The organism is Neorhizobium alkalisoli (genome assembly GCF_002968635.1).
Lineage (GTDB): Bacteria > Pseudomonadota > Alphaproteobacteria > Rhizobiales > Rhizobiaceae > Neorhizobium > Neorhizobium alkalisoli.
This window is the reverse complement of record NZ_PVBN01000003.1, coordinates 70,583-83,083: the sequence shown is the minus strand read 5'-3', so window position 1 is coordinate 83,083 and position 12,501 is coordinate 70,583. Positions and strand designations below refer to the sequence as shown.

Below are 12,501 nucleotides of genomic sequence, written 5' to 3'. Positions count from 1 at the left end.
ATGAATACTAACTTATCCCTCGGGCCGCGGCCGATCACCGATATCGAAGTAAAAAACGCCCTCGATGTTGCCGTGGAACAGGTCAGGCGAAATCTGCCTAAATTCACCTATGCCTCACAGAACCACTCGAGCGTCGCCAATATCTATCCGGCGGTTGCCAACGATCAGTGGACCGCCGGTTTCTGGCCCGGAGAAATCTGGCTTGCCTTCGAGCATACAGGCGACAAGGTCTTCCAACACGCCGCACAAATCCAGGTCCAGAGCTTCCTGCACCGGATCGTGAACCGCATAGAGACCGATCATCACGACATGGGATTTCTCTATTCCCCATCCTGCGTCGCCGCCTGGAAGCTGGTGGGTGACGAGGACGGTCGCAAGGCCGCCCTGCTCGCCGCGGATCAGTTGATCGAGCGCTTTCAGCCGATCGGCCAATTCATTCAAGCCTGGGGCCGCAAGGGCGTCGCGGAAGAATACCGATATATCATCGACTGCCTGCTCAACCTGCCGCTCCTTTATTGGGCAAGTGCGCAGTCAGGCAATCCGAAATATCGCGAGGTGGCGCTGGTGCATGCGCGCACGACGCTTGCCAATTCCGTCCGTTCCGACGACTCGACCTATCACACGTTCTACATGGATCCGGCGACCGGTGCACCTGTGCGCGGCGTCACCAAACAGGGCTACAGCGACGAGAGCGCCTGGGCGCGAGGTCAAGCCTGGGGCATAGCCGGCATGGCGTTTTCCTACCGCTACGAACCGCTTGCCGAATATCGCGGAGCCTTCGAGCGCCTTCTTGCCTTCTATCTGAATCGCTTGCCGGCCGACATGGTGCCCTATTGGGATCTGACCTTCTCGGATAAGGACGGCGAGCCTCGTGACAGCTCGTCCGCGTCGATCGTCGCTTGCGGTCTGCTCGAGATGGCCGATCTCGTCCCGACCGAGGACGCCGCACGTTACCGCGAACTCGCCCGCCGGATGATCAAGAGCCTGGCGGACGGCTATGCCGTCAGGGATCCAGCCATTTCGAACGGCCTGGTTCTGCATGGCACCTATTCCAAGAAATCGCCCTTCAACACCTGCCGCGGTGAAGGCGTCGACGAGTGCGTCTCCTGGGGCGATTACTATTACATGGAAGCCCTGATGCGCCTTTCGCGCAACTGGTCTTCCTATTGGTGAGAGGACCTGATGGCCAGCATTTCACTCAAGAAACTGAACAAGACCTACGGCGCACTTACCGTCGTCCACGACATCGACCTCGAGATTGCAGACAAGGAATTCATCATCCTCGTCGGCCCGTCGGGTTGCGGCAAATCGACGACGCTGCGGATGATTGCCGGCCTCGAGGAGATTTCAGGAGGTGAACTGAAGATCGGCACCGACCTGATGAACGACGTTCCTTCCAAGGACCGTGACATCGCCATGGTCTTCCAGAACTATGCGCTTTATCCGCATATGACGGTCTATAAAAACATGGCTTTCGGCCTGCAGCTGCGGAAGGCTTCCCGAGAAATCATCGATACCAAGGTGCAGGAGGCAGCGAAGATCCTCGATATCACGCACCTTCTCAACCGCAAACCGAAGGCGCTTTCCGGCGGACAGCGCCAGCGCGTGGCCCTCGGCCGCGCCATGGTGCGCAATCCGGAAGTATTCCTTTTGGACGAACCGCTCTCCAACCTCGACGCGAAACTGCGCGGTACGATGCGCGCAGAGATCACCAAGCTACACAAGCGACTGGATGCAACCTTCATCTATGTCACCCATGACCAGATCGAGGCCATGACCATGGCGGATCGGATCGTGGTCATGAAGGACGGGCATATCCAACAGGTCGATACGCCACAAAACCTCTATGACCGGCCAGTCAACATGTTCGTCGCCGGCTTCATCGGAGCGCCGCAGATGAACATGCTGCCATGTGTCGTCCAGCGCCGAGGGGAGACCTTTGTCGCAATCTTCGACGGCCGCGAATTGCCGTTGCCCGCCCATTTCGACAAGGCCCGCATCGCGCCTTACGAAGGGCAGGAACTGGTGCTTGGCATTCGCCCGGAAAACTTTCACGAATTGCCGCTGGCCGATATCCCGGCGGAAAATCTGGCAGCCTTCAAGGCTGTCGTTGATCTCGCCGAGCCGATGGGATCGGAGGTTCATTTGAACATGACGACAGGCGGTCGAAATCTCATCGCGCGGGTTTCGCCCCGCTTCAAGGCGAAAATCGGTGACGAAGTCGCGCTGCTTGCAGACATGACCAATGTGCAACTCTTCGACAAGGAAACGGAGCGCTCGATCTTGTACTGAGGCGCCTGCGGGAGACGACCATGCAGTGGTTGCGGGATATGTGGATCAAGGAAGGCCGGGGCATCCCCAAGGATGTGCCGAAGAAGACCGGGCTTGCCTTGTTCGCAGAAATCTTCGCACGCGAATGGTGGGAGATGGTCAAGCTTAACATCCTGTTCGTCCTCGCGGCGATGTTCGTGGTGACCCTCCCCGCCGCACTCGCCGCCATGGCGCGGATCTGCGTCGCCTTCGTCGAGGACCGCAACACCTATCTTCTACGGGACTTCACTGAAGCCTTCCTCCGATACTTCTGGCGCGCCACGCTATGGGGTGTTGTTTTCACCGTGGCCCTCGGCGTCGGAGTTTATGCGACCGTCACCTATGCCGCAGCGGCGAAGGAAACCCTGGTAATGGCCGCACCGCTGGCCATCAGCTTCGTCGTTACGGCTTTGCTTGCAGCGCTCGCATGTCACATCGTCGTGCTTATGGTCATGCGTGATCTGCCGCCTTTGACGCTCATGCGCCTTGCGGCGCTTGCAACCGTGATCCGTCCGCTTCCCGCGCTTGTCTCGCTCACCTTTGTGGCCGCGCTCTGGCTTGCGCATATCGTCTTTTATCCGGTCTCGGTCTTCATGCCGGCGACCCTCAATTTTTCGCTCGGAATGTTCGCCATTGCCTTCGGCGTTCATCGGGCAGCGGTAACGGTTCTAACGCTGCCAATCGCAAATCAAGAGCGAAACGAACCGCGTGCGCATGACGCTAGACGACACATGAAATCCAGAAACACTTCAGGGAAGGAGAAACGGAATGTATTTGGATAACTTCGGGAGATCGATAAGGGTCGCTCTGGCAGGCATGGCCCTGGCTGCAACGACCGCCGGATCGGCATTTGCCCAATCGGGCGACGCGGTAACCCTCAAATGGGCGCTATGGGACTGGGACAAGGTCGCCTACTACAAACCCCTGATCGAGGCCTATCAGGCAAAACATCCGAACGTAAAGTTCGAGCCGGTCGACCTCGGCTCGCAAGACTATCAGCAAATGATTTCCACGCAGCTGACCGGCGGTTCGAAGGATATCGACATCGTCACGGTCAAGGACGTGCCCGGTTATGCCAACCTCGTGCGGGCTGGTTCGATCAGCGATCTCAGCGGCTTCATGAAAGAACAGAAGGTCGATCCCGCACCGTTCGGTGGGCTGATCGAGGAGCTGACGATCGACGGCAAGATCTATGCGTTGCCCTTCCGATCTGATTTCTGGGTGGTCTACTACAACAAGGATATCTTCGACAAAGCCGGCGTCACCTATCCGACCAACGACATGACCTGGGCCCAATTCGACCAGATCGCCACCAAGCTCGCCGGCGGCATGGGTGTCAACAAGACCTATGGCGCGCTCCTGCATACCTGGCGTTCGACGGTTCAACTTCCCGGTATTCTGGACGGCAAGCATACGTTGGTGGATGGCGAATATGCCTTCCTGAAGCCATGGTATGAACGGGCGCTTGCTCTCCAGAAGGAAGGCGCCATCCCCTCCTATGCCTCGCTGAAGACATCGAACACCCACTACTCGGCTTTGTTCTTCAACGGCACGATCGGCATGCTGCCGATGGGGACCTGGTTCATTGGAACCCAGATCGCCAAGGTGAAATCAGGCGAGTCGAAGAGCAAGAACTGGGGTATCGTCAAGTTCCCGCATCCGGACGGCGTTGCTGCCGGCACGACTGCGGCCCAGATTGCCGGTCTCGCCGTCAATGCAAACTCCGACCATAAGCAGGCCGCGCTCGACTTCATCAAGTTCGCGAGCGGACCGGACGGTGCGAAGATCGTGGCCGACACCGGCACCATTCCGGCGCAGCGCACCGACGACGTGGGGGCAAAAATCGCCGCGCTTTCCGGATTCCCGCAAGACGAAGCAAGCAAAGCGGCGCTCAAGGCCGGGAAGTCGTTCCTCGAAATGGCGGTGAACCCCAATGCGGCCAAGATCGAGGTGGTGCTCAATCGCGCCCATGACTCCATCATGACCGACAATATCTCGATCGAAGACGGCCTGAAGGAAATGACGGACGGCGTGAAGGCTATCAAATAAGCTTTGCCGTCGTCGCTTGGTCGCGGGCAGATCCTCGCCCGCGGCCATTTTTTCCTGAACTTTTCTGGATTTTGATTTTGGTTTACAATCCCTCCCAATCCAATCCGCTATTTGGCAACCCCTTAAAGTCCCGCGGCGACGTTTCAGAGGCGGTCATCGACCTGTTCAAGCCGCTCTTGCCCTACTTTTCCGAGGGCGGTGCACGCGTGCGCCTCAATGCAGCAGCCGCGATATTCGACCGGGCGGCAGCCGATCTCGAGGGCTTTGCCCGACCTCTTTGGGGCATAGTACCTTTGGTCGCCGGAGGTGGTGATTTTCCACACTGGGATCTCTATCGGCGCGGTCTCGCAAACGGAACGGATCCCGGCCATCCCGAATATTGGGGGGATCTCGCCGACCGCAATCAGAGACTGGTGGAACTGGCTGCCATCGGCTTCGCCCTGGCGCTGGCACCCGAACACATCTGGGACCCGTTGAGCGAGACCGCACAGCAAACCGTGGCGGCCTATCTCCTTCGTGCCCGTGACCTCGAATTCGTCGATAACAACTGGAAGTTCTTCCGCGTGCTGATCGATCTTGGGCTTGAGCGGGTCGGAATCGATTTCGATCGTTCAAAAACCCAGATCTATCTTGATGAGCTCGAAGCGTTTGATATCGGGCGAGGCTGGTATCGCGACGGGCCGGTTCGGCGGGTCGATCACTACATTCCCTTCGCCATGCATTTCTATGGCCTGATCTACGCCGTGCTGGCGAAAGGCGACGACGCGCGAAAGGAACGCTTCAGGACGCGCGTCCGGACTTTCGCCGGAGATATCCGCCACTGGTTTGGGCCGGACGGCGCCGCGCTCGCCTTCGGTCGCAGCCAGACTTACCGGTTTGCAGCCGGCGGCTTTTGGGGCGCTCTGGCATTCGCCGATATTGAAGCCCTGCCGTGGTCCGAGATCAAGGGCTACTACATGCGCCATATCCGGTGGTGGTCGAAGCTGCCGATCGCCGACCGCGACGGGGTTCTTTCAATCGGCTACGGCTATCCCAACCTGCTCATGAGCGAAAGCTACAATTCGGCCGGTTCTCCTTACTGGGCTCTGAAGTTCTTTCTGCCTTTGGCCCTACCCGAAAATCATCCGTTTTGGGTTGCGGAAGAAGCGCCCATGCCGGAGTTTCCGGAGCCTGTTCGGCTCGCCCAACCCGGTATGGTGGCCATGCACACACCCGGTAACGTGGTGGTTTTGTCGTCAGGGCAACAGCACGACAAGATGCGCGGTGCAAATGAGAAATACTCGAAGTTCGTCTATTCCACGCGATACGCCTTCAATATCGAGGCCGATGACCGGAACTTTTCTGCCGCAAGCTTTGACGGAATGCTCGGCCTCTCCGACGACGGCGTCCACTTCCGAATGCGTGAAACCCTGGATGAGGCGCTGATCGCGGAGGATCGGCTTTATTCCCGCTGGCGACCCTGGCCCGATGTCACGGTGGAAACCTGGCTTCTTCCCGCAAATCCATGGCATATTCGCATCCACCGGATCGTGACCCCGCGTCCCTTGCGCACCATCGAGGGCGGCTTCGCGATCGAGCGGGCCGACTTCAATCGCGATCGGCTCGAGCAGTCGGACGGTCGCGCCGTTTGGAATGGCCAGAGCGACATCAGCGCCATCATCGACCTCTCGCCCGGGCCGAAACGCGCTGGCTGGGCAATGACGCCAATTGCAAATACCAACCTCATTCACGCCAAAACGCTGCTGCCGCAGTTGCAGGGCGAGGTTACTGCCGGTACGACAGTGCTGGCCGCCGCGGTGATGGCATTACCTCTCGATGCTTACGCAACAACGGTATTGGACACTCCGCCGGCATGCCCCGATCTCGGAGATCTGGAACAGCTTTTCCGATCAGAAGGTTCACCCGTACCCGCGTTCAAACTCGAGCAATAGACGTTCGCCCCGATCCCAAAGAGATGTCCGACACAGGAGATTTCGGCGCACAACAATCTGCTTGCGACACGAAAGGAAGAACATGACCACGACCATCCAAACGCGCCATGCCATCCACTACTCACAATCTGAACGCATGATCGGCGCGGAACTCAGGGAGAACTTTCTGATCGAAAGCCTTTTTTCGGAGGGAGCGCTCGAGGCCGCTTACACCCACTATGACCGCATGTTGGTGGCTGGTGCGATGCCGACGAACGTCCCTCTGGTCGTAGGTGACGACCTGGCAAAAATTGTCGGGTCGGAATACCTCTTGGAGCGTCGCGAACTAGGGCTGATCAATATCGGTGGTGCGGGGCGCGTCGTCGCCGACGGCACTACCTATGAACTGCAGCCGATGGATGGGCTTTACCTCGGCCAGGGAACGCGCGAAATCGCTTTTGAAAGCGTCGACGCGACGGCACCCGCCAAATTCTACATCAACAGTGCCCCTGCCCATTCCCAGTTCCCTTCCCGCATCGTCTCCAAGAGCGACGCGATCGAAAACAATCTCGGTGACAACGCCACGTCCAACAAGCGCAAGCTCTACCAGTATATCCATCCAAAGGTATTGCCGACGTGCCAGCTTCTGATGGGGCTTACGCGACTGGAAACCGGAAGCGTGTGGAACACAATGCCGGCGCACCTTCATGACCGGCGCATGGAAGCCTATCTCTATTTCGACCTGCCGGAAAACGCCTTCGTCGTGCATCTGATGGGGCGGCCGGAAGCCACCGGCCATCTCATCGTCCGCAGCGAACAGGCGGTACTCTCGCCGCCCTGGTCGATCCATTGCGGCTCCGGCACCTCGGCCTATGCCTTCATCTGGAGCATGGCCGGTGACAACCAGTCTTTCACGGACATGGATATGGTAGACATGAAGAGCCTGAAATAGGTTCCACCCTCAATCGGCAAATTCAGGCTTTGAAGAACGGTTGCGCAGGGAGGCTTCTGCGCAGCCGCTCTTTTTTGTCGTATCCAAAAGAAATAGGCGGGGCATTCGCGCCCCGCCCATCTCCGGGAGGATCTCGGTAAGTGGGATGAGGTGTCAGGCCTGTGATCGGGCCGCCCGACACCTCCGCCGCATCACTTTACAGCAAGCGACTCGTTGATCTTGGCGACGTCTGCCCCAAGGTTCTTGTAGGTATCTTCAAGAGTGAGTTCACCGACAATGAGCTGACTCATGCGCTGCACGATCGTTTGATAGATGGCCGTGCCACCCTTGATGCGTTCAAACTCGCGAGCGGCTTGGGGAACGTTCTTTTTGTTGTCCAAAAAGACAGTCATAGCGGCTTTCGCATCATCGCTGGAGATCTTGTATTGCGGATCCTTGATCTCTGCTCCCGTAAGGATCACATAGCTTTCGGCGATTTCGCGCTGGACCTTTTCAGAGCCCAGGAACTCGATGAACTGCGCAACGGCTTCCGGATGCTCAGTCCGCTTGAAGCCGACAATCGCGGTGGCACCAGGCATGGCATAGCAGCCGGCTTCAGCGCAGGGCGCGTTGATTGCTGTCCACTGGAAGGCGTCGCCAATCTTCTTCTGGAACGGATTCACCATCCAGTTGCCGGCCAGATAGGTCACGACATTGCCGTTGACGAACTCATCGCCCATGTTCTTGTACTGGGATCCCCCGGCCGCGCCCCACATTTCCTTCGGAAAGCTGCCGTTCTGGGTCCAGGAATAAAGATCGGCGATGTACTTTTTCGCTGCTGCGTCAGGGAAGCTGAACTTGCCGTCTTTGAAATAGGTAGAACCGTAGGAATAAGCCCCGCCCGAGAAGCGATGGCCGGAGCGGTCCATAGTGAACGGAATTTGGGCGCCTGTCGCCTTGGCAACGCGCGCCGACGCTTCGACGATTTCCTTCAATGTAGCCTTAGGACCGGGGAGCGGTTCGCCTGCCTGCTCGAACAGTGTCTTGTTGACGAAAGGCAGGTTCAACGTCTGGGACGCCACATATCCGTTGATCGACTTCGGATCATTGATCTTAGGCAAACGCAACTGATCGAGGCTCGCCCCGTGCAGCTTGGCGAAGGAATCCGGATCCTTCATGTACTGGCGCATGTCGAGATAGTAAGGCGCCAGTTGCCAATCGGTTATCTTGGCAACGTCAGGGCCCTTGCCGGCCGCCAGCTGAACCGGCAACTGCTTTGACACTGCATCATATCCGGACGATACAAAATTCACTTTCACGTCCGGATGCGCGCTTTCGAATTCCTTGCTCAGCGCCGCCATCCGCTCGACATAGCTTTGGTCGTCGTCGGTAAACAAGAAGGTGATCGTTTTGCTCTCGGCAAAGGCCGCTTCCGTCAAGGCGAAGGTTGCAATTACCAGGGCACTGACTTGCGATAGGAATTTCAGCATTTCATCCTCCCAATGAAAATATTTTCGTTCGATCGAGATGTTCCCAAACTGATCCCGCGCTCGAATTTCTATTTTTTGACGCTTGACAACGCAAACGTCAAGCTGTTTTCCTCAAATTCAAGACGATCTCGTCGGGAACCGCGAATCTCGAGAGTTTTAATGCAAATATTTTCATGATTGGAGGAGATCGTGGAGGACGGTTTATCTGACGACGGGCATCCGGCTCGCTCCGTCTATCGCGTTTCACCCGGCGAAACGATCACCGCCTGGATCTTGTCTGAAGTGTCGGAGGCTTACTTCCCGGGTCAGGCTGCGCCAGCCGAGGATCGTGTCGAGTACAAATTCATCAATGGCTTTGTGGATGTCGGAGATCTGCCCTGCCGCAAAGCTTTCTGGGCGGAGATGGTCGGACGTCACATCGAACCACGCCTACACTGGCAGCCAGAGGCCCTCTGCCTCCCAGGGTCCAATCGGCGCGTCGAATTCACCGGCTTCTGGCACGTACCGACCCATGTCAGTCGCTGGTCGCGCGGCACCTTCCTCGTCGATCAGGCGCAAGAGGTCAGCATGCGGCTACGCACATGCGGGGGCGTGAGGATCTGGGTGAACGGCAGCGAGCAGGTGCGTTTCGAGCCGTTCCGGCGCAATACGGAAAGCGAAACCGATATCGTGCTGGCATTAAACGCCGGCAGCAACGACGTCCTGCTTCTGACCGAAGATCTGGCAGAGCGCGACACGATCTGGTTCTTCGAGCTTGAATTAAGCGGCAGTGCCCCCCTCCAGATCGCCCTTCCCTCAGTGGTCGACCGCGACGCGGTACAGCAACTCGAGCCTCTTGCCCGCAGCATCCGCCCGTCTGCCGATGTCTTCGCCGATCAACCGCTTGAGATCATCTTCGACAACCCGCCCGATTTCGATGTGCCGGTCCATCTGGAGGTTTATAGCCACGGCCATGACCGATCCGTTCTCGGCAGCGCCGATCTTACGCTGCCCTCCCATCGGTCCGAACTGATCGCTGAAACCATCACGGATCTGCCGGATGGTTATCATGGCGTCAGGGTGAAGATCGGCTCCGGCACGGCCACCGTGGATCGCCATATTGATGCGGCTTTCATGCACAGCCTGACGCCGCCGAAAGCCGCTTCCTCGCTTGCGCAACGAAAACAGGAAGCACTCGCCTTCAGTGCCCGTCACGGAGCAGATCGTATAGGCCGCGTTTTAGCCATGGCTGCGTCTGGCGATGTTGACGAGGAGGCTGCAGAGTCGATCATCGACGCCACGCTTGCCAGCATCGATCGGCGTGAGGATTGCTCCGATTTCTCCATGGTTCCGCTTCTCTGGCTTCTTGCTGCCCACGAACAAGCGCTTGCACCCTCAACAGCGGCAAAGATACGGGCATCGGTTTCTGCTTACCGCTATTGGGTGGACGAGCCTGGCAACGACGTCATGTGGTTCTGGAGCGAGAACCATGTCCTTTGTTTCCACATCAGCCAATTGATCGCCGGCCAGTTGTTGCCGGAGACCGTGTTTTCCGCATCCGGCCGGACTGGCCGGCAACAAGCGGAACTCGCGACCGCACGCCTCCATCGCTGGTTTGACAGCGTCGAAGCCCACGGCCTGGCGGAGTGGAACTCGGCAGCCTATTATCCGGTCGACTTCATCGGCCTGTTTGCGCTCGAGCGATGGGCCGAGCCTGACCTTGCCGCGAGAGCACGCGGTCAGTTGGACCTCATCTTCCGCATGATTGCGCTTCATACGCTGGCAGGAGTCCCGGCCGGCTCGCAGGGGCGCGCCTATGACAAGGAATTGCGCGCCGGACCTCTGACCGAACTCGCTCCCTTTGCAAGGGTCGCTTTTGGTACCGGTTGGCTGAATGGCGGCGTCGCGTCGCTGCCAATGTTCTGCGCCGGCTCCTACGAGCCGCCCCGGGATCTTGCGCAATACGCTCAACTCGATGGCCCACGCAACATCGAAGCGCGTTATAGCCAGGGCCTCGAGCCGGCGAAGCTCGTCCTGTTCAAGACCCCTTCATCCCAGCTTTCCACCGTCGTCGATCACAAGACCGGCCGAAAGGGGCATCAGCAGCACGTGCTCGACATCCGCCTTTCGGGCCATCCAATGGCGCGGCTTTGGATCAATCATCCGGGAGAGGATGATCCATGGGGAACCCAACGACCCTCATATTGGGCCGGGAACGGGATCCTTCCCCGCGTCATGCAGCATCGCGATGTGGCTTTGCTCATCGCCGATACGACGGGCTCCCGCCTGCCGTGGACCCATGCCTATCTTGGGCGCGACGGGCTCGATGAAATCATTCTCGAGAACGGATGGCTCCTGGCACGCGCCGGCACGGGCTTCGCTGCCCTTCATGCGACAAACGGCTTTCAATTGATCGAGCAAGGCCCCACAGCAGGCCGCGAACTGCGTTCGCCAGGCTCCGTCGCCGGCTGGGCAGCCGTAGTCGGCTCAGGCGATGCTGCGGCATTTCAACGGTTTTCCGAACGGGTCAGGGCGACAGAGGTCAGATTCGATGCGTCAGGCAGAACTCTCTCCCTGACGCCTCCCGGGCGCGGCGCGCTGACCCTTTCCTATTCCGGCGATTTTTCCGTCGGCAATCAACCGCGACCCTTCGTCCATGACCAGCCTCAGCCGGTCATCACCTATGACAGTACGGCCGACAACCAGATCGACCACCCGTTCTATGCGTAAAGGATCCTTTGAGCCTATGGATGCGATGCCCCTCACCAAGCCTGTTCTCAGGAATAAGATCGATCTGGTCGCGAAAGCGTTCAGCCGCCTCAAGGGCATCAAGGAGGGCCTGGTCGGCTTGGATGCCGGCGGCATCCAGTTCGATGAATGGGATTGGGAGGTCGGCGTAGGTCTCTATGGTTTTCTACGGCGCGCCTCTGCCGCCAATGACCGGCTTGCCATAGACGATCTTGTAGACTGGTATGCTCGACAGATCGCACGCGGCCTGCCGCCGCGGCAGATCAACAGCACGGCCCCGATGCTTCCGCTCGCCATCCTGATCGAGCATGTCGACCAGCCGGAGTTTCGTGATCTGGTTGAGGATTGGGCGGATTGGCTCGTCCACACATTGCCGAAGACCGAGGACGGAGGTTTTCAGCATGTTGTAAAGGAGCGGTTGAACGAAGGGGAACTGTGGGACGATACGCTATTCATGGCCTGTCTCTTCCTGGCCAGAGCGGGCGTCGTCATGGGTCGGCGCGACTGGGTCGACGAAGCCGTTTATCAATTCATGGTCCACGCACGCTATCTTTCGGATCCGGTGACCGGACTTTGGTATCACGGCTGGACCTTTGACGGCCGGCATAATTTCGCCAACGCTTTCTGGGCACGGGGCAATGCCTGGATCACCGTCGCCATCCCGGAACTATTCAAGCTGGTTCCGGATCTGAACGGCAAGGACAAGCGGTTCCTCGCAAACGTCCTAGCCAGCCAGGTCCGTGCGCTCAAAAAATTGCAGCGGGCCGACGGCATGTTCCATACGCTCCTGGATGATCCGAACTCGCCGGTGGAAACTTCGGCGACCGCCGGTATCGCCTACGGAATCCTGCGCGGGATCGAAGCCGGGATCCTGCCAGTGGCCGACCGACAACATGCAGAACGAGCGCTGGCGGCCGTCCTTTCCCATATCGACGGCGAGGGCGTCGTGCAGGGCGTTTCCGACGGCACACCCATGGGGCATGACCTGGAATTCTACCGGCGCATTCCCAACCTGCCGACCCCTTACGGCCAGGCGCTCACAATGCTGTTGTTGACCGAAGTTCTCCTCGAAGGCGAGGAGTAA

General features: G+C 58.6%; 9 protein-coding genes. 8 read left to right on the top strand and 1 reads right to left on the bottom strand.

The window, feature by feature from the left end; all coding sequences use genetic code 11:
* From C5L13_RS07825 to kduI, 6 genes are all read left to right on the top strand, one after another.
* A complete protein-coding gene (locus C5L13_RS07825; RefSeq protein ID WP_105382725.1) occupies positions 1-1,173 on the top strand; it encodes a glycoside hydrolase family 88 protein in 1,173 nt (390 codons plus the stop codon).
* A 9-nt stretch (positions 1,174-1,182) separates the two neighbouring features.
* The gene (locus tag C5L13_RS07820; protein WP_105382724.1) at positions 1,183-2,292 is read left to right on the top strand and encodes an ABC transporter ATP-binding protein; all 1,110 of its coding nucleotides are present in this window, start codon (positions 1,183-1,185) and stop codon (positions 2,290-2,292) included.
* A gap of 20 nt (positions 2,293-2,312) precedes the next feature.
* Complete coding sequence (locus C5L13_RS07815) at positions 2,313-3,092, top strand: YesL family protein (protein ID WP_105382723.1); 780 nt, start codon at positions 2,313-2,315, stop codon at positions 3,090-3,092.
* The gene (locus C5L13_RS07810) at positions 3,079-4,359 is read left to right on the top strand and encodes an ABC transporter substrate-binding protein (RefSeq protein ID WP_105382722.1); all 1,281 of its coding nucleotides are present in this window, start codon (positions 3,079-3,081) and stop codon (positions 4,357-4,359) included. Before C5L13_RS07815 ends, C5L13_RS07810 begins: the two co-directional genes overlap by 14 nt.
* A gap of 77 nt (positions 4,360-4,436) precedes the next feature.
* Positions 4,437-6,290, top strand: coding sequence for a DUF2264 domain-containing protein (locus C5L13_RS07805; RefSeq protein ID WP_105382721.1), 1,854 nt, complete (start codon positions 4,437-4,439; stop codon positions 6,288-6,290).
* 82 nt (positions 6,291-6,372) lie between these two features.
* Positions 6,373-7,221 (top strand): 5-dehydro-4-deoxy-D-glucuronate isomerase, encoded by an 849-nt coding sequence (kduI, locus tag C5L13_RS07800; protein WP_105382720.1) that lies wholly within the window; start codon positions 6,373-6,375, stop codon positions 7,219-7,221.
* 191 nt (positions 7,222-7,412) lie between these two features.
* Here kduI and C5L13_RS07795 read toward each other — a convergent pair whose 3' ends face one another.
* Positions 7,413-8,690: an ABC transporter substrate-binding protein gene (locus tag C5L13_RS07795; RefSeq protein WP_105382719.1), complete on the bottom strand. Its 1,278-nt coding sequence runs from the start codon at positions 8,688-8,690 to the stop codon at positions 7,413-7,415.
* Positions 8,691-8,879: 189 nt separating this feature from the next.
* Here C5L13_RS07795 and C5L13_RS07790 point away from each other — a divergent pair, with 189 nt between their 5' ends.
* A complete protein-coding gene (locus tag C5L13_RS07790) occupies positions 8,880-11,399 on the top strand; it encodes a hypothetical protein (RefSeq protein ID WP_105382718.1) in 2,520 nt (839 codons plus the stop codon).
* A gap of 16 nt (positions 11,400-11,415) precedes the next feature.
* Positions 11,416-12,501: a beta-galactosidase BglB gene (gene bglB / locus C5L13_RS07785; RefSeq protein WP_105382717.1), complete on the top strand. Its 1,086-nt coding sequence runs from the start codon at positions 11,416-11,418 to the stop codon at positions 12,499-12,501.